Genomic DNA, 18,299 nt, shown 5'->3' with positions numbered 1-18,299 from the left:
GCCGTCAGATCACCGGGTCATGCCCCAGCTCGATGTCGAACTCGCTGCGTCCGGTGCCCTCCAGCCGCAGCGGCCTGGCGGCCGGCGGGTAGCCGCTGGCGATCACCGTGAACTCGCCGCTGTCGAGGTCGGTGAAGACGTACTCGCCGTCGCGGCCGGTGGTGGCGGTGCCCACGACGTTGCCGGCCGGATCGAGCAGGGTCACCCGGGCGTCTTCCACCGCGCCGCCGTTCGCCGTACGCACCACGCCACGCACCCGCGCGCCGTGCGTCAGCCGGACCTCGTACCAGTTACGGGCGCCGGAGACGACCTCCACCTGGAGCGCGGACGGGCGGTGACTGTCGGCGCTGACGGCCAGCGTGTAGCTGCCGGGGACCAGTTCACCGAAGGCGAAGCCGCCGTCCTGGCCGGCCAGGCCCGAGGCCACGACCTCACCCCGTACATCGGTGGCCACGACCAGCGCGCCGGGCACCGGATCGTCGCCCTTCTCCTCGCGGACCTCGCCGGACAGCCCCGCCGAACCGCTCAGGGTCAGCTCGAACCGCACCGGCTCATCCGCCACGACGACGGTCGCCGCCTGCGGCTGCCGGGATCCCGCGGAGCCGATCAGCACATAGGTGCCGGGGCCCGGTACGGGCAGTGCGTAGCCGCCGTCGGCCGCGGTCGAGGCGCGGCCGAGCTGCCGGCCGCCGACGTCGATCAGGGTGACCACGGCCTGCGCCACCGGGCTGCCGTTGCCGTCCCGTACGGAACCCTGGATGAGGGGACCGCCCGCCACGTCCCCGACGGGGACCGCTTCGGCGGGAGCCTGGACGACGGTGTCGGCGACCGCGGCCTCAGCCACCGCCACCTCCGCGGCCGCTCCCTCCGCGCTGCCCGCGCCCGGCGCCTCGCCGCCGGCCTCCGCATCCGCCTGCGCACGCGCCTGCAGACCGGAGATCTGCCGCAGCGGCACCTCCTTGACGAACAGCACCAGCAAGAAGGCCAGCGCGACGACGAGCGCACCCATCAGGAAGACGGTGTGCATCGAGTCGGCGAAACCGCGCTTGAACGGCTCGGCCAGCCGCGGGTCGAGGTGCTGGATGAACGACGAGTCGCTGAGCACCCCGGAGGAGTTGCCGCCGCCGGGGCCCTTGAGCATGTTCAGCACCGGCTTGTTGGCCGGGTCGTGCAGCACCGACGGGTCGTGCAGGGCGGCCTGGAAGCGGTCGGTGTGTACGGCGTCCTTGAACGCCGAGGAGATCTTGTCGCCGACCGTGCTGAAGAGCACCGACAGGAAGATCGCGGTACCGGCGGTGGCACCCATCTGCCGGAAGAACGTGGAGGAGGCGGTCGCCACACCCATGTCCCTCGGCGGCACCGCGTTCTGCACCGCCAGCACCAGGGTCTGCATACAGCCGCCCAGGCCGAGGCCGAAGACGAGCATGTAGATCATGGTCTCCCACAGCGGCGTGTCCCACTGGACCCGGTAGTGGAAGAGCATCATCGCGGCGATCATCAGCGCAGTACCGATGATCGGGAAGATCTTGTAGCGGCCGGTCTTGGCGGTGATCTGACCGGAGGCGATGGAGGCGATCAGCATGCCCGCCATCAACGGCAGCATTTCCAGGCCGGACTTGGTGGGGCTGGCGCCCTTCACGATCTGGAGGTACTGCGGGATCATCAGCATCCCGCCGAACATGCCCATACCGATCAGCACGGACAGCAGGCTGGTCATGCTGAAGGTGCCGTTGCGGAACAGCCGCATCGGGATCAGCGCGTCGTCGCCGATCCACCGCTCGACGAAGATCCAGGCGATGATGCCGACGGCACCGACGGCGTAGCAGACGATCGACTTGGTCGAGTCCCAGCCCCACTCGCGACCCTGCTCCGCGACGAGCAGCAGCGGTACGACGCCGATGGCGATGGTGAGCGCGCCCCACCAGTCGATGCGGTGGTCGCGCCGGGTGTGCGGGATGTTGAGCACCTTGGCGACGACGAACAGCGCGATGATGCCGATCGGCACGTTGACCAGGAAGACCCAGCGCCAGCCGGTGACGCCCATCAGCTGGTCCTGGCCGGCCAGCGCCCCGCCGATCAGCGGTCCGGCCACGCTGGAGGTGGCGAAGGTACCGAGCATGTAGCCCTGGTAGCGGGCGCGTTCCCGCGGCGGGACGATGTCACCGATGATCGCCAGCGCCAGCGACATCAGACCGCCGGCGCCCAGACCCTGCACCGCCCGGAACGAGGCCAGTTCGGTCATCGAGGTGGAGAAGGTGCACAGCACCGAGCCCGCGACGAAGATGCTGATCGCGGCCAGGTAGTACGGCTTGCGGCCGTACAGGTCGGACAGCTTGCCGTACAGCGGCGTGGCGATCGTCGAGGTGATCAGGTACGCCGTGGTGGCCCACGCCTGCTGGCTGAGGCCGTGCAGATCGTCGGCGATGGTCCGGATCGAGGTGCTGACGATGGTCTGGTCGAGTGCGGCAAGGAACATCCCCAGCATCAGACCGCTGAGGATGGTGAGGATCTGCCGGTGGCTCAGTCCCCCCGAGTCCGCTATCGCCTTGGAGTCCGCCGCGGGCGGCGACGTCGATGTGCTCATGCGTGTGTGTCTCCCTGCTCCACGGCGGCGCCCTGGTCGCCTCCGGGGATCTGCCGTGCGTGTTGTTCTGCCAAGTCCTCGTTGAGCCGGCCCAGCAGCCGGATCAGATCCGCCCGGTCCTGCGGCGGCCACGGATCGAGCAGCGCGGCCAGTTCGGCGTCGCGCTGCCGCCGGTACTGTTCGAAGGCCGCCCGCCCCGCGTCGGTGGCGGCCAGCAGCGTCCCGCGCCGGTCCTCCGGATCCGGACGCCGGGCGACCAGACCCCGCTCCACCAGTGAGCGCACCTGACGGCTGACCGTCGAGAGGTCCAAGAAGGCGTCCGCGGCCAGATCGGTCGCCCTGCGGTCGCCGCCGACCACGAGCCTGGCCAGCAGCACCCGGTCGGCCGCGCCGGTGTCATTCTTGGCGCGCTGCTTCCACGCCGCGATCAGCCGCGAGAAGCGGACGATCTCCGTACCCAGCCCGGCGGCCGCCTCGGCCAGTCCCGACTCGGCCGTGACCCGCGGCCCCGTCCGGTCACAGGGGTGCCCCGTGCCGTTACCCATCGCCATGCTCCCCCGGTACGTCTGTCGGCAGCCCTGCCGGCCCACCGTCGACCCACTGTCGGTCCGATAAACATATTGCTTGTACCTAGCAAGTCTAGCCTCGCCCCGGACCGCACACGACCACACCCCCGGCACAAGGACCCGGACCGCCACCGCCCCGGACCCTTGAGGTGCCGGCGGAGCCGGTTCGGGGCGCCACCGTGTCGTGGATCGTTCCTTTGAGGCCCGGGGCGAGTGCCAAGCTGGTTTGCCCGTCGCAGAGTTGATCAGAGGACACCGATAGGTGAGATACGACGAGCAGACCGCCATCACGCCGGCCTTCCGGCTGGCCGACCGGTCCCTTGCCGCCCTGCTCATCGCGCGGATGCGGGCCGAGGTCCGGTGGCTGCTGCGCCATGGCGTGGAGCTGCCGCACCGGCTGCTGGATGCCGTCGTCGAATCCGGCGACAGCGAGCTGCGCAAGGCGCTCGCGAGTAACCGCTCCGGGGGTGGCGAGCGCATCGAAGCCGCTCAGCGGCGGCTCGCCGCGCTCGGCGACCCCGATACCGGATCCGCCCTGTACTGGTCGGCGCACCCGGACGGAAGACCCCGGATACGGCCGGCGGTGCCGGCGGCCGCAGACCCCGCCGATCCGGGTTGGTACGCGCCCGGTGGGCTCGTCGAGGATCTGGTCATGGCGGGCTTCCGGGCCGATCCACGGCGGGCAGCGGAACACGCAGCGCGGTTGCCCAAGGAGGCGCTTCTCGGCACCGAGGTCCCTCACGAGGCGTTCGACCTCGACGCCCTCATCGGGCGCGGCGTCACCAGCGGATGGCTGCCGATCGAGTGCATCCTGACGGAGGCGGCACCCGCCCGTCGATTCCTCGCCGGCCTCCCGTACGACCATGAGCCGACCCGTAAGGCCGTCGCCGACCTGCTCGCTCCGCTCGGCGCCGACCCGACCGCGTGGCTGACGCTGTACGCCCTCCTGTCGCGTTTCGCCGGCACAGCCGCGCAACTCGTTACCGAGGCCCGCACATCCGGCGAACGCATCACCACATGGCCGAAGCCCTTGGACGCCGTCTTCCCCGCCCCCGAACCCACGGGTTCCCGAGCGGTATTCCTGCACCTTTACGTCTGCGCCCCCGAAGAGGTTCAGATTGCCCTCGTGCCCTACCTCGATATGCGGGCAGTCCACCGTCTCCTTGCCTACGGCAAGCCCTCACCTGGGGTCCACGACGAAGTCGTAGCCGTCCACGGCAGTGCCGCCCTCGAGGTCCACGCATCCCGCCGCGACCTGCCGAATGCCGAGCGGGAAGCCCTTCTCGACCTCGACGAACCCGGCGTCAACGCCGGACTGTTCGAGTACGGCGACCTCGCGCACAAAGAACGTGTGCGGATCCTCGCGGGCATCGGCCGGCGCGGCGGGCAGGTCCCCGTGGACCCGCGGCTCATCGACCTGCTGCGACACGTCAATATCAGCGACCTGCGCCATTGGCTGCTGGCGGGCAGGTGCGGTCGCCGATCACCCCGGCCAGGCCCGTCCGTGATCAAGGGCTGTGACCCTGCGCCCGCTTCCGGAGTTTCACGGCAGCGGCCGTCGTCCGATGACCGGTCGTCGCAGAGCGCGGCCCGCCGGGCGCGAAGCGGCATCGCGGGCCGCGGGCACATCGCGCGGTGCGGTCGCCTGCCAGGCGGTGAAGAGGGGAACCTCGCCGCTCCCGTCCAGGACGACGAGGCCGAAGGGCCGGTCGAAGGCGATGCGGTGGATACGGCGCGGGCGCGGCGGTCCTCCCGGGTTCGCCATCGGCACCATCGTGACCGCCGCGGCCTCGACGCCCTTCTCCGCGACCCGCACCAGGCACTCCTGCACCACCTCGTCGATCTTCAGCGGCTCCGGGGACATCGCGGAGAAGTCGGCATCGTCGCCGGTGGCCTCCCGTATGCCCAATGCCTCCAGGTGCGGTGTCACAGCGAGGTTCATACGGAGTTCGAGTCGCGGGAGGGCGAGGCTCACATCGTCGGCGTCGAACGCGGTGCGTGCCTCGTGCGGGGCCCAGGATGCGGGCAGGACGTGTTCGGCGGGCGCGTCCTGCGGGCCGAGGACGAAGCGGACCGTCGCGGGGAGCTTGCCGTCGTGGGCCGCCGCGCACCGCAGCTCCACCACCGTGGTGGCCCGGCCGTCCGCGGACGGTACGGTCCAGGCATCGGCGACCGGGATCAGCCGGTACATCGTCGCGACCTGGTGCGTCCGGCCGGCCGCATCCGTGAAATCTCGCGGCTTCGTATGGCGCGCGGCGAACGGCGACGCCCAACGAGCCTTCAAGGCAAGCGCGTTGACCAGCAGAAGCAGTGTCTCCTCGTCCGGCTCGGCAGGCAGCTTCTCGATCAGGCCGCCGGTCGCTTCCTTGACCCAGGCGTCGATGGCGGAGAGATCGTCGAGATCGAGGTTCCCGAAGCCGATGTCCGGCAGTGCCTCGCGGAAGGCCCGGTAGACGGGCGCACACGCCCATGCCCCCGTGGCGACGGCGAGGGCGTCCGTACGCGCCAGCGCGCGGGCCACCTCGGTGATGGCACTCGCGGCTTCCTCACCTGCCGTGCCGAGCAGGCCCTGCAGCTCCTGCGCCGTATCGCCGTTCGCGCCTGCGGCGACGGCCGACAGGGCGAGCCATAGCCCGGCAGGCGAGCAGGCGAAGTCCCCGCCGCCGGAGCGTACGACCTCATCGCCGGCCACCACCTCCAGCCACCGCTCCGCGAGCCCACGGATCGCCGCCCCGTGGCCGATGAGCGGCCCCGCCTCTGCCGTCATGCCGTTCCCCCTCCATGCACCGTCAGGTGCCGCGACGCAGAACCGTACGACAGATCGCACACCAGTGCCCGCAGCAGGAGCCGTGGCGGACCGACGTCCTCTCCCTGCTGCGGCACTGCGGCCCTGGAGGCGCACGCCTCCGCCTCGTCCCTGCCCGTCGAGGAGCGGGAAGCACTCCTCGACGTCGACGAACCCGGGGTCAACGCACGGCCGTACGCGCACTGCAGGAACATCACACCGGCGGAGCGGGTGCGAATCTACGTCTGCGTGGGCACAACCGTGCGCCGGGGCCCAGGAGTTGACGGCAGAACATCTCGGTGCGGACGTCGAAGCCTGGGCCATGGCCCTCCGCCTGCGTCTGAACGCGGACCCGGGTCGTACGGCAGCCCGGCCCGCCTTTCGAAAAGATGTTTGCGTGTCTACCCTGGCTCCGCCTAGCCTTGACCGCATCAGCGTGTAGCTCAGCAGCAGAGCACCGGGCTTGAGACCCGGAGGGCGCGGGGGCGGAACCCGCCACGCTGGCTATGAACGACCACGATGAGCAGCGTCACGCCGTGCTCCAGCATCCCGGCTACGCAGTACACCAGTTGGCCCGAGCCTTCACCACCGCGGTGATCCACGAGGATGCCGACACCCGCCGCCGCGCCGAGGGCCGCATCAGTCGCTGGCGCAGCGTGCTGGCCGGCATGGCTGACGGCACGTTGACCATTGGCTCACGAACACCCGCCGCCGGTCTCCCCGCCTGGGTGACGCCCGAGGTCGTACGCGGTGGGTTCGCCACCGGCGCCGCAAGCGCCGGCGGGCCCCTCCAACCGTATGAGGTCGAGGCGGCCCGTAAGGCGGGCATCCCCAAGAGCCGCCGCGCGCTCTTCGCGCACTGTCTGACCGACGCAGGCCTCGCCGAACTGACCGCCATGCTCGACAGCGGCAGCTACGACATAGCCGTCCCCGAAGAGGCCGCGCTGTTGATCGTCGCATGGCTGGTGCGCTCGGGAGATCGGCTCGGCGCGCTGGAACTCCTCGATGTCCTCCAGCCGTTCGCCGACCGCCTCCGGTTCGCACCCGAGCCCACGGGCCTCCCCGCGCCGAGGGCACAGATGGCGTACCGCCGTACGGTCGGCGAGGCACGCGAGGCGGTCGCCGGCCGCCGCCCCAACCCGGCCGTCGAGGCGATGAACGAAGCGCTGGCGGTCTGGAACCCCTTCGCTGACGAGCTGCTCACTCACTGGCTGGAGACCCTCGAGTCCGGCCAGGTCCTGGCGCGTACCCCGGACAGGAGCTGGTATGTCCGCGGCACCGCGCTGCTGAAGCGCTACCGGCAGCTGGCCTCCGCCCACACCCGCTGCGGCAAGCACCGCAAGCCGAAGGAGAACCTGGCCATCCTCCGCACTGCGCTGGAGCAGGTGACAGCCCGCCGCCCCCTGAGCGCACGTCAAAGGGGCCTGCTCCAGCATGCGATCGACTCGATGGTGCGCCGCCGTGGCCTGCCCGGCTCGCAGCAGCATGCCGCCCTCCGCGGGCGGCAGGCAGCCGTTGCCGCGTGCCCCTCACTCCACGCCCTGGCACAGCTGGTGGTCCGCCGGCTGTCCGACCTCCCACAGCAGTCGGGGACGCCCGAGGTGGAAGCGCTCCTTCGGCCGGTCACCGAAGAGGAGCGTGAGCTGTCCGGCCTGCCCGTGGGCGCCCGGATTCCGGAGGCGATCCGGGGCCCTGTCGAGGGAGCGCTGAGCGCCCCGATCGGCACCCTCATCGAGCGGGGCGTGGTGCCCTCCGCCGAGGTCCTGGCCGAACTCGTACCGCAGCTCGTCGCCTCCACCACCGCACTGGCCTACGGCGATGAGGCGCTGCGTTCGCTGATGGCCGCCCATTACCGGGCCTTCCGTAAGCGCCGCTCGCTGCTGCTGCTCAACCTGGAGCACCAGGTGAGGATCGAGGAGCTGCCGTGGGTCCGAGCGGTGGCCGGGCATCGCCGCGGCGGCAACGAGGCCCGGCACAGTGCGGGCGCCGCACTGGTGCAGTTGGGTGAACTGGCCCTTCAGGGCTTCCCGGCAACGATCCTGCCCAACCCGCTCATCCGCGAGGTGGGCGCACTCGCTCGGGAGGCCGGCATCGAGGTGCCGCTCGTCGAGGAGCTGGCCGTTGACATTTTCATGGGCACGTTCTCCCGTAAGTTCCTCGCGGCAGCGAAGATCGCGGGCGATGTGCTCCGCGGCACGCTCTACGAGCGCTACTACGGCATCGACTACCGAACCATCGCCGCGATCGATGCCACCACCAAGACCAAGCGATACGGCGAGCCCCCGTCCCAGGCGTTCGCAGACCTGTGTCACAAGCGCGCGGATGCCCATCGCAGCTGGTCATTGGCGGCCAACGGGATGGTCATCGAGCAGGCCCACATCCTCACGAGCCACAACCTGGCCACGCTGGTTCATAAAATGGGTGTCGCCCCAGCCCCTGGCTGGGCCGACCTCGCCTGCCGCTGCTTCACCGCGGTCTGCGGCCTGACGGCCCGTGTGCACCACAACCCACGACCGCTGAACGCCATCAAGGACGCGGCCTACGGCTGGCGACACCTGGTCTTCTATCTGTCGCTGTGCAGTCCCAAGGAGGCGGCTGCCGTGGTGTCCTGGCTCGAGGACGAGGCGACTTGGCAGCCCGGCCACGTCGCCGCCCGGCTGGCGCCTGCGGTCGCTGGGCTGCGCCTGGTCGCCGACGGCGGCGCGTTCGACGACGCAGGCACCGCGCAGGACGGCCGGGCCCGCCGTTTCCTTGGCTGGAGCACCGTCGGCCACTGGATGCAGGCGGAGCCGGTGGTTCAGACGGCCCGCGGATAGGTCCTGGCAGCTCGAGAACCCTCTCAGGACCTGCTCGGCGCTGGGCCACCGTGCCCCTGAGCAACGGTGTGCCCATCCACGAGGTGTCGCGGTGGATGGGCCACAGCTCGATCAAGATCACGGTGGACCGGTACGGCCACCTCACCCTCGACGGCAGCAAACGTGGCCGTCAGGTCAGCGAGGCCACCTTTTTGGCACCCGACGAGTCGGCAAGACCATGACGACCAGGACCGGGATTGCGGTACTGCGAGAGCAGTGTCCAGCCTGGCTCGCGCGCGGCGATCTCCTCGCTCTTGCGGATGATGCCGACCAGGAATTCATCGGGGTCGGCCAATTCCACCTCGGCGCCCTCCGCCCGTAGTTCCGCCAGCAGGCTGGGCGGTACCGATCCGGGGACCACGACCCGGACGGGAACCCCCATCAGCCCGCCGAGTTTGGCGAGCGCGCGGGCCATGTTGCCGCCCGAGGCGTCGAGTATCCGCAGCTTCTCCGCGGGGTCCTGGACGGCGTTCACAGCGGCACAGACGAGGGAGTAGGCGGTGCGGTCCTTCACCGAGCCGAAGGGGTTGGCGAACTTGTACTTCGCTAACACCGTGGCCCCGCCCGGCGGCCCGGGAACTTCCACCGTGCCGACTTCGCGCCGACTTCGTGCTGACTTCCGCCGGCGCCCGTTCCGGTCCATCGGGGGAACAAAGCAGGCCTTCAAGTTCACCACCAGGTCTTGAAGGCCGACATCACCCAAGCCCCCGAAAGGAGCATCCGCTCCGACTACTCCGACTGTTCCTTTTCGGCCAGTTCCTCCGGCGTGCCGACGAAGGCGCGACCGCAGCCTGGCGGGAGTCGTTCGACCACCATCGCGATGGCGGCCTCCGCGGTCGGGGCGGGGCCGACGCTCTGGGAGCGTGAGGGCCCGCCGACGAGGAAACCGCCGCCCATCGTCGGGGCGATGAAGGGGACGTCCCAGGTCCAACGCAGCTCTGTGCACCGGCTGAAGTGCAACTCGCCCATGCCGACCCAGGGGAACAGCTGCCGTAGTCGGGGCTCGGCGTGGGCGGCGCGTAGCAACCGGCCGTCCACCCGACGGGAAGCAAGCAGCTTCCGCCATGCGGCTTCGATGATGTCTTCCTCGGGCGCGCCCTCCGTCATGCCCCACATTCTGCTCGACAGCGAAAGGTTTCGGCCAGCTCGTGCGGATAACACTTGGCCCCGTCCCGGGACACGCCTCAGCTCCGGAGGGCGAACGTTTCGTGGCTCTTCGCAGTTGAGGGTGCAGTCGGGGGTGTTGGCGGGTACGCGTCGAGGTCTGCCATCCGGAAGACCTCGACTTGCTCCACGCTCTCTTCGCCGCGCCCTGTCTGGCCACGTTCTGCCGTCTCGGTGAACTCGGTCCGGAAGCCGTCGGGCAACGCCTTGAGCCGGATCAGGCGGTGATCGAGTGCCGGCACCCAGCCGCGTTCACCGACGAGCGGCCAGCACTGCCGCGAGGCCCTCTTGTAGATCTTTGACGAAATACTCGGGAACCTCCAGCGACGGGAAATGTCCCCCGATTTCGGGCGACCTCCATCGGACGATCTGCCGGTACCGCTCCTGTGCCCAGGGGCGCGGACTCTTCTCGATGTCGCGGGGATACATAGTGATTGCTGACGGGACGTCGACCCGAAGTTCGGGATCGAGCGAGTTGTGGCTTTCGTAGTAAATGCGGGCCGCCGATGCGCCGGTCCGCGTCAGCCAATACAGGGTGACGTCGTCAAGAACGCGGTCTATGGAAATCCTCTCGAACGGGCTGTCTTCGGTGTCCGACCACTCGGCGAACTTGTCAAGGATCCAGGCAAGAAGCCCGACCGGTGAGTCGACGAGCGAGTAGCCGATGGTCTGCGGTCGGGTCGCCTGCTGCTTCGCGTACGCCGCGCGATGGCGCCAGAAATCGCGGGTTTCCTCGGTCCACTTGCGCTCGACCGCCGTCAGCCCGTCCGTTGTCAACCCGGGCGGCGCCTCCGCGAACAACGTGTGGATGCCGAGAACGTGCGCCGGGAACCTGCCGCCGAGAACCGTGGTGATATTGCCTCCCCAGTCGCCGCCGTGGGCTACGAACTTGCTGTAGCCGAGCCTTCCCATCAGTTCCACCCATGCGGCCGCGATCTTTTCGGTTCCCCACCCGGTGGTGGCCGGCTTGTCGCTGTAACCAAAGCCTGGTAGCGACGGGACCACGACGTGGAACGCCGGCGCGTCTGCATCTTTCGGATCTGCCAGCTCGTCCACTACATCGGTGAACTCGGCAATGCTGCCCGGCCAGCCGTGCGTCAAGATCAAAGGAGTGGCATCTGCGCGCGCGGATCGGCGGTGCAGGAAGTGGATTCCCAGATCATCAATGGTCGTGCGGAACTGGCCGATGCGGTTAAGGCGCTCTTCGAACGACCGCCAGTCGTACCCGGTGCGCCAGTAGTTCACGACATCGACGAGGTCGGCGAGAGGAACGCCCTGTTCCCATCGGCGAGGGTCGGGCGCGGCGCGATGGACCGTCTCGGCCTCCGGTAGTCGCGCCGCGGCCAGTCGCGCGCGCAGATCGTCGAGGTCGGCATCAGTTGCGTGGGCTTCAAATGCTTGCACGTCGCTGGTTGGACGGGGCATGAGACCTCCTGGCCATCGCGGAACCGGCTGCGAACCAGTGCGAACCGGCTAAGACGGTTCCAGCATGGCATGTCTTCCTGTCGGCGAGCAACCGGCTAAGGTGGTTCCATGCGTGCTGGCTTCCCTGACTTCCGCCTCGGTAACGTGCTGGCGACCAGCTTCACGGGGACTCTGTCGGAGCGTCATGGCGACGCTGTGGAGCGCATTCCGGCGCCGCACCGACTCATCGACTGGCTGGCAGTGAACGGTCTCGCCGTGGACTCCTGCACCACTGCCCAGCTCGACCTCGCTCGGGAACTGAGGGAGTCGATTCACGCCGCCGCGACAGCGGCCGCGATCCAGGACGCTCTCCCTGCGTCTGCTGTCCAAGTCATCAATGACTGCAGCGCTCAGGGTCGGGCCGCGGCGATCCTGACGCCCGAGGGTAAGCGGCGATGGCGGCTCGGCTCGGCTTCCTGCGTGGAAGATGCCCTCAGCGTGATCGCCGCCGACGCGATCAGCATCATCGCAGGCGAACGAGACGGAAAATTGGCCTTGTGTGCATCACCAACCTGCCAAGCCGCCTTCTTCGACACCAGCCAAAGCCGCACCCGCAAATGGTGTGACATGAACACGTGCGGGAATCGTCAGAAGAAAGCGCGCTTCAATGCCAACCAGCGCAAAAACCCCGGATCAGCGGAGTGATCGTCACCTCGGTACATCCAAGTGGGCCCCACGCCTGCGACACATCTGTCGCGTTGGGTGCACCCCAACGGCACCACCAAGAGCCATCCGTCGCCTTCGATCAACGTCCTCAATCAGTACGTCTACGTTTGCTGATCGGCGACGTTCATCGGCTCTTCGCAGTCGGGGGTGTTGGCGGGTAGGCGTGGCCTGGCCCCGCTGCTCGGCCGGCTGGATGACGCGTCGGAGGAGCGGGACGGTCGGCGCAGCCCTGCAAGGCACTTTCCGCAACCGTCGCAGGGCCGCTCAATGTCTGCTGTATATGCCTGATTCCCTGAACAGGAGGGAGCACCGGCTGGTGGCCGGCGTGTCGGTCAGACGCTGAACTCGACGGTGTAGCCGTACATGTCGGCGGGATACCAGGAGTGCGAGACCTCCGCCGGCGCGCCGGTTGCCAAGCGTGCCGTGCGCTGCGTTTGCAGGACTACGCCGCCTCGGCCGATGCCCAGTTTCTCGCCGATATCCAGATCGGCGGGCCGGGCCAGGATGGTCTGTCGCGCGCTCGTCAGATGGACCCCGGCCTGCTGGAGGATATGCAATACGCCGGCCGACTTCAGGCCCCGCTTGGTCAGCAGCTTGCCGTGGGTGTCACAGAGGTAGTTGCGGTGGAAGGCGAAGGGGGCATCCCCGGCGAACATCAAGCGCTCGACGATCGTGCCGCGCCCTTCCGGCAGGCCGAGTTCTGCGGCGACCTTTTCCGGGAGTCGCCTCCGGTGCAGGATGGAGATCTCCCGTACGGCGTGGGCGTTGGCCGAAGCCGCCGTCAACAGATCGTTCATATCGCCCTTGAAGACATAGCGCATCGTCTTGCGGGCGACGTCGAGAACGAAGGTGCCGCGGCCATGCTGCCGTGCCAGCAGGCCGCTTTCGACGAGGTCGAGAAGGGCCTGCCGCACCGTCGCCCGGCTGACGCCGAATTCACGCGCCAGGTCCTGCTCGGGCGCCAGTTGATGGTGGGCTGGGTAGGTGCCGTCAAGAATCCGCTGGCGCAGCACGCTCGCAATCTGGTGATAGAGCGGGATCGGGGAGGAGTGAGTGATCATGCGGTATCCGGGCTCGGCCTGAAAGAGGGGCGCGTTCGTGCGGCGCAGTATCTCACCTTGCACGCCGGGCTCCCAGTACGGCGATGACGGCGGCCAACGCCGCCATCACGGTTCCCGCCCCGATGACCGCCGTGGCGCTCACGCCGTGGACGCCCATCAGCCACACGCCCCAGGAGGCAGCCGCATACAGGACGGCGAGGTTCCAGGACAGAGCGACGGTGGTGAAACCGTCCGAATGCGAGGCGACCAATGTCTGCTGGTTGGTGTCGAAGGCTCCGGCGGCGATGAACCACACCAGTACGGCGGCCAAGTTGAGCCACAACGGCCTGACGCCGACCGCGACCGTCAGTGTCACCAGCAGCGTGGTCGTCCACAGCGGAAGCAGCACCGCTTCACCTCGGCCGCGGGCCCGCACGGCATCGCCGAACCGGCCGCCGAGCGACGCCCCGATGAACATGCCCAGGCCGCTGAGCAGTCCGACGGCACCCAGGGCGGACGCGGACAGCTCGTACCGGGAACCCAGGATGTCCGGCAGGTAGGTGTACGCCCCCAGGCTCGCCGCATGGAAGAGGAAGGTGACGATCAGGGCGCGGCGCAGCCGGGCGCAGGTCCACACCCTCAACAGGACCCGCGCCCCCGTGTCCTGTGCCCGTTGCTGCCGGTGGTGTTCACCGCTGTGCCGCAGTCCGTAGAGCATCAAGGGAAGTGCTGCCAGGGCTGCCGTGCCCAGAAGCGCGAACGGGCTGTGCCAGCCGGCGAGATCGGCGGCGAAACCGCCGATGGGCACGCCGAGCACCTGGCCGAGCGCGAAGGCGCCCATCCCGGCGCCCATGGCCGTGCCCCGTACGGCCTCGGGGGCGGTGGCGGCGATCCAGGCCCAGATGGCCGGGCCTGCCATGGCCACCCCGAATCCGGCGGCGGCACGGGAAGCGATCAGCACGCCGTAGTCTCCGCTCAGCGCGGCGGTCGCATTGCCCGCGATGAACAGCGAGGCGCCGATGCCGACCATGGTTCGTGGTCCCCAGCGGGAGTTGGCCAGGCCGAGCGGTGGCCCGGTCACCGCCTGGACCAGGACATAGGCGGTGACCAGATGCGCGGCGCCGGCAACCGGGACACCGATGTCGGCGGCGACCGTGGGCAGAAGTGGTGCCACGAGATACATCTCGGCGCCCACCAGGAAGAGGAAGAGATAGAGCGGTACGTAGCCCAGGAGCAGCCGCGGGAGGCGAGGCGGAGCGGAACTGGTGCCCTGGGCCCGGGCGGCGCCGGCATCGGTGGCGGGCAGGGGGGTTTCCATCAGGGCAGCTCCGGGTTGTAGGTGCGCAGCCAGACATCGAAGTTCAGGGCGAGTTCCGCGCCGAGGTTGCTGATGAGGCTGCCCTGTTCGGATGCGGTGACGGCTTTGCGCAGGGCGCACTCGTCGAAGAGCTCGGGGAGCCGGCAGTGCGGATCCGCCAGGCGGGAGGCCAACTGCCGGCGGATCGCCTGGGCATAGCGGGGGTCGGGAGTCGAGGGATAGGGAACCTTGGGCCGGTCCAGTACGGAGTCCGGCAGCAGGTCGCGGACGGCCGCGCGCAGTGTGCTCTTCTCCCGGCCGTCATGGGTCCGGTTGCGCCAGGAGAGGCCCTGGACGTATTCCACGAGCCGGTGGTCGCAGAACGGCACGCGCACTTCCAGGCCGACGGCCATGCTGAGCCGGTCCTTGCGGTCGAGCAGGGTCGGCAGGAAACGGGTCAGGGCGAGGTGGGATATCTCGCGCATCCGGCGTTCCAGTGGGTCGGCGGCCGGGGTGTGCGGCACTTCTGCGAGAGCAGTGCGGTACTGGTCGGCGACGTATTCGTCGATCGCAAGCCGTTCGCGCAGGTCCTTGCGGAACAGGGCGAGGACGCGCTGGTGCAGCCGCCCGTGGGCAGGGGTGTCGGCCAGCCATGGGAAGGTGTCGGCCGCGATGGCGTCCGGGTGGTGGAACCAGCGGTAGCCACCGAAGACTTCGTCGGCCGACTCCCCGGACAGGGCAACGGTGGCATGCTCGCCGACCGCGGCGAAGAGCTGGTGCAGGCTCAGGTCGAGATCGCCGATGCCGTTGGGGAGGTCGCGCGCGAGCACGCTGTCGCGGCGTACCGCGGGGTCGGCGAGCCGCTCGCCCGGCAGGACGATCTCCCGGTGGTCGGTGTGCAGATGCGCGGCGGCCTGACGCACATACGGCCCGTCCTCGGTGGGGGTCGGACTACCGGTGAAGGAGACGGAGAAGGAGCGGGTCCGCTCACCGGCGCGGCCGGCGGCGAGGGCGGTGAGGGTCGAGGAGTCCAGCCCGCCGGACAGCAGGGTGCATACGGGGACATCGGCGATGAGCTGTCGGGCCACGATGTCCTCGAGCAGTTCGCGCACGTGGGCGGCGCTCTTGCCGGGGTCGTCGCCGTGTTCCTCGGGCCGGGCCGCCCAGTAACGCCGCTCCCCGTGGCTGCCGTCCGCCCGGACGCGCAGCAGATGGCCGGGTGGCAGTTCACGTAATGCGGCGTAGGGAGTGCGGCCGGGTACCTTCAGCAGGGGCAGCAGGAGCTGCGCCAGGCCCTCACCGTCCACGCGGGGCGCGGCCGCCGGGTGTGCGAGCAGCGCCTTGGGCTCGGACCCGAAGGCGACGCCGCCCGGCAGCGGCAGATAGTAGAGCGGCTTGATGCCCAACCGGTCGCGGACGAGCCACAGTTCCCGTGCGGGTGCGTCCCAGACGGCGAAGGCATACATGCCGTTGAAGCGTTCGGCGGCAGCCGGGCCCCATTCCTGCCAGGCGGCGAGGACGACCTCGGTGTCGCCGGTGGTGCGGAATCGGTGTCCATGGGTGGCCAGTTCGCTGCGCAGGTCACGGTAGTTGTACAGCTCTCCGCTGTAGACGAGGGAGAATTCCCGGCCGTCGCTCCCTCTGGTCATCGGCTGGACGCTGCCTTCCAGGTCGATGACGGCGAGCCGCCTGTGTCCCAGTGCCACCGGGCTCCGGAGCAGGGTGCCCGCGTCATCGGGGCCGCGGCAGGCCATCGTCGCGGTCATGGCGTTCAGCAGCCGCTCCGCCTCGAGGTCACGGCCGGTGTCATGGACCGCCCGGGCGGGCGGGAAACGGTGGTGGTCCACCCATCCCGTGATGCCGCACATGCTGGTTCGTTTCCTTTCTGCATCTTTCTTGTGGGACAGCCGCGTCGAGTGATCGGGGTGTCGGGGCGGCCGCTCGGGGTCAGCGGATGGCGACGCGATAGGTGCGGAGCCAGGTGTCCACGCTCAGCAGATAGCTCAGGCCCGCTATGGAACTGCCGGCGGCGCGGGGGCTGGGCAATGCCTGGCCCCGCTCGACGAGACGGCGGGCGGCCGCCCGGTCGACCAGGTCGAAGACCGGTGCCCGGGTGTCTGCGAGCAGGTCGTGTACGCGTCTGCGCAGCGCCTGCGCGAACCCCGGGCTGGGGTTGGCGGGAAAGGCGCTTTTACGACGGTTCACCACCGAGGCGGGCAGCAGGTCGGCGACGGCCCGGCGCAGCAGGTACTTCTCCTGGCCTCCGGCTTCTCGCAGGGACCACGGCACATTGATGACGTATTCCACCAGCCGGTGGTCGCAGAACGGCACCCGTACCTCGAGGCCCGTGGCCATGCTCATCCGGTCCTTGCGGTCCAGGAGAGCGGGCAGCCAGCGGGTGAGTGCGAGGTGGGAGACCTCGCGTATGCGTGCGTCGCGCCCCCGCTCACCCTCCAGCCGCTGGGTCTCGGCCACGGCATCGGCGTAGCGGTCCTGCAGGTACTCCTCGGGCCGTACGCGAGCGCGGACCTCCTCGCGCAGCAGGGCAGCGGGTGCGGTACGGCCGTGCAGCCAGGGGAAGGTGTCGGCGGCCAGCGCGGCCTCGTCCCGGAAATAGAGGTATCCGCCGAAGACTTCATCGGCGGCTTCCCCGGACAGGGCGACCGTGGAGTGCCGACTGACCCGGGCGAAGAGCAGGTGCAGGGAGACGTCCATCTCACCCCAGCCGGGCAGGTCCCTGGCGCGCAGTGCGGTCTCCTCGTGGGTCCGCTGCTCGTCGGAGTCCACAAGGATCGTGGTGTGCCGGGTGCCCATGTGCGCGGCGGCGGCCTGTGCGTACGGCTCGTCGCGGCTGTCGTGCCAGGCGGTGCGGCGGAAGGCGCTCTCGGCTCCTGGGAAGTCCACCGAATAGGTGGACAGCTTCTTCCCGGTCCGGGCCAGCGAACGCGCGGCGAGTGCGGAGATCGCGCTGGAGTCCACCCCGCCCGAGAGCAGCGAACACAGGGGAACGTCGGATATGAGCTGGCGTTCCACGGTGTCTTCGAGCAGTTCCCGCACCCGGACGGTGGTCTCGGCGGGCCCGTCCGTGTGGGGACGGGCCGGGGGTGTCCAGTAGCGGATCTCGCGCAGTGTGTCGCCCTGGACCCGGACGATGCCTCCCGCGCGGACCTGCCGCAGACCGCGGTACACACCGTGCCCGGGGGTGGGAGCGCTGGGCACGGCGAAGAGTTCGGCGATTCCGGAGTCGTCGAGTGCCGCGTCGAAGAGCGGGTTGGCCAGCAGTGCCTTGGGTTCCGACCCGAACAGCAGCCCGCCCGTATAGGTGTGGAAGTAGAGGGGTTTGATGCCGAGCCGGTCCCGGACCAGCCACAGTGTGCCGGCGCGCGCGTCCCAGACGGCGAAGGCGTACATGCCGTTCAGGCGAGGGGCGAGACTTTCGGCTCCCCACTCCAGGCACCCGCGCAGCACCACTTCGGTGTCCGAGCGGGTACGGAAGTGGTGGCCGCGCGCGATGAGTTCGGTGCGCAGTTCACGGAAGTTGTAGACCTCTCCGCTGTAGGCGATGACGAGGTCCTCCCGTTCCGGGGCGGCCGTCATCGGCTGTGCTCCGCCGGCCAGGTCGATCACCGACAGCCTGCGGTGGCCGAGCATCGCGCGGGTGGACCGCCACAGTCCGGAGGCGTCCGGGCCGCGGCAGGACATGGTGTCGGTCATGTTCCGCGCCGTCGCGATGTGTTCGGGCGAGGCCAGGTCACGCCCGGTGTCGGTCCAGCCGGTGATACCGCACATGGGGGTGGGTGGGTCCTTTCGTGGGTTCTCGGACTTGGGGCAGGCGCGGTGGCGCGGGAGAGCGCGCCACCGCGGTTCGCGGGGTGGGC

Annotated in this window: 14 protein-coding genes and 1 tRNA gene; 3 read left to right on the top strand and 12 right to left on the bottom strand. The window is 69.5% G+C overall.

The window, feature by feature from the left end; all coding sequences use genetic code 11:
• Positions 1–4 precede the first annotated feature (4 nt).
• From ACZ4S3_RS35890 to ACZ4S3_RS35870, 5 genes are all read right to left on the bottom strand, one after another.
• Positions 5–2,584, bottom strand: a complete 2,580-nt coding sequence (locus tag ACZ4S3_RS35890) for an MFS transporter (RefSeq protein ID WP_467942316.1) — start codon at positions 2,582–2,584, stop codon at positions 5–7.
• A complete protein-coding gene (locus ACZ4S3_RS35885; RefSeq protein ID WP_467942313.1) occupies positions 2,581–3,129 on the bottom strand; it encodes a MarR family winged helix-turn-helix transcriptional regulator in 549 nt (182 codons plus the stop codon). The genes ACZ4S3_RS35890 and ACZ4S3_RS35885 overlap by 4 nt, the downstream gene beginning before the upstream one ends.
• A gap of 94 nt (positions 3,130–3,223) precedes the next feature.
• Positions 3,224–4,015, bottom strand: coding sequence for a hypothetical protein (locus tag ACZ4S3_RS35880; RefSeq protein WP_467942310.1), 792 nt, complete (start codon positions 4,013–4,015; stop codon positions 3,224–3,226).
• Between the two features lie 315 nt (positions 4,016–4,330).
• Positions 4,331–4,579, bottom strand: a complete 249-nt coding sequence (locus ACZ4S3_RS35875) for a hypothetical protein (protein WP_467942307.1) — start codon at positions 4,577–4,579, stop codon at positions 4,331–4,333.
• A gap of 114 nt (positions 4,580–4,693) precedes the next feature.
• Complete coding sequence (locus ACZ4S3_RS35870) at positions 4,694–5,917, bottom strand: serpin family protein (protein WP_467942305.1); 1,224 nt, start codon at positions 5,915–5,917, stop codon at positions 4,694–4,696.
• Positions 5,918–6,367: 450 nt separating this feature from the next.
• On the opposite strand from ACZ4S3_RS35870, the gene ACZ4S3_RS35865 reads away from it, so the two are divergent.
• Together ACZ4S3_RS35865 and ACZ4S3_RS35860 are read left to right on the top strand one after the other, a co-directional pair.
• A tRNA-Ser gene (locus ACZ4S3_RS35865) sits at positions 6,368–6,439 on the top strand.
• Between the two features lie 2 nt (positions 6,440–6,441).
• Positions 6,442–8,751, top strand: a complete 2,310-nt coding sequence (locus tag ACZ4S3_RS35860; RefSeq protein ID WP_467942300.1) for a hypothetical protein — start codon at positions 6,442–6,444, stop codon at positions 8,749–8,751.
• Positions 8,752–8,920: 169 nt separating this feature from the next.
• On the opposite strand, the gene ACZ4S3_RS35855 is transcribed toward ACZ4S3_RS35860, so the two are convergent.
• From ACZ4S3_RS35855 to ACZ4S3_RS35845, 3 genes are all read right to left on the bottom strand, one after another.
• Positions 8,921–9,343, bottom strand: coding sequence for a pyridoxal-phosphate dependent enzyme (locus ACZ4S3_RS35855; protein WP_467942297.1), 423 nt, complete (start codon positions 9,341–9,343; stop codon positions 8,921–8,923).
• Positions 9,344–9,519: 176 nt separating this feature from the next.
• Positions 9,520–9,897: a DUF6193 family natural product biosynthesis protein gene (locus ACZ4S3_RS35850; RefSeq protein ID WP_467942293.1), complete on the bottom strand. Its 378-nt coding sequence runs from the start codon at positions 9,895–9,897 to the stop codon at positions 9,520–9,522.
• A 309-nt stretch (positions 9,898–10,206) separates the two neighbouring features.
• Positions 10,207–11,379: an epoxide hydrolase family protein gene (locus tag ACZ4S3_RS35845; protein ID WP_467942290.1), complete on the bottom strand. Its 1,173-nt coding sequence runs from the start codon at positions 11,377–11,379 to the stop codon at positions 10,207–10,209.
• 108 nt (positions 11,380–11,487) lie between these two features.
• Between ACZ4S3_RS35845 and ACZ4S3_RS35840 the strand changes: the two genes are divergently transcribed.
• Positions 11,488–12,063 carry a CGNR zinc finger domain-containing protein gene (locus ACZ4S3_RS35840; RefSeq protein ID WP_467942288.1) on the top strand — a complete coding sequence of 192 codons (576 nt, stop codon included), beginning with the start codon at positions 11,488–11,490 and terminating at the stop codon, positions 12,061–12,063.
• 353 nt (positions 12,064–12,416) lie between these two features.
• On the opposite strand, the gene ACZ4S3_RS35835 is transcribed toward ACZ4S3_RS35840, so the two are convergent.
• From ACZ4S3_RS35835 to asnB (ACZ4S3_RS35820), 4 genes are all read right to left on the bottom strand, one after another.
• A complete protein-coding gene (locus ACZ4S3_RS35835) occupies positions 12,417–13,208 on the bottom strand; it encodes a GntR family transcriptional regulator (RefSeq protein ID WP_467942286.1) in 792 nt (263 codons plus the stop codon).
• A complete protein-coding gene (locus ACZ4S3_RS35830) occupies positions 13,198–14,442 on the bottom strand; it encodes an MFS transporter (protein ID WP_467942282.1) in 1,245 nt (414 codons plus the stop codon). Before ACZ4S3_RS35830 ends, ACZ4S3_RS35835 begins: the two co-directional genes overlap by 11 nt.
• Positions 14,442–16,289 (bottom strand): asparagine synthase (glutamine-hydrolyzing), encoded by a 1,848-nt coding sequence (gene asnB / locus ACZ4S3_RS35825; RefSeq protein ID WP_467942278.1) that lies wholly within the window; start codon positions 16,287–16,289, stop codon positions 14,442–14,444. The genes ACZ4S3_RS35830 and asnB (ACZ4S3_RS35825) overlap by 1 nt, the downstream gene beginning before the upstream one ends.
• 79 nt (positions 16,290–16,368) lie before the next feature.
• Positions 16,369–18,210: an asparagine synthase (glutamine-hydrolyzing) gene (asnB, locus tag ACZ4S3_RS35820; protein ID WP_467942274.1), complete on the bottom strand. Its 1,842-nt coding sequence runs from the start codon at positions 18,208–18,210 to the stop codon at positions 16,369–16,371.
• Between the last annotated feature and the right edge of the window lie 89 nt (positions 18,211–18,299).

The sequence above is a fragment of the Streptomyces sp. NPDC028368 genome (assembly GCF_055565615.1).
The sequence above is the reverse complement of the archived record's forward strand: the minus strand, read 5'-3'. Positions and strand labels throughout refer to the sequence as shown.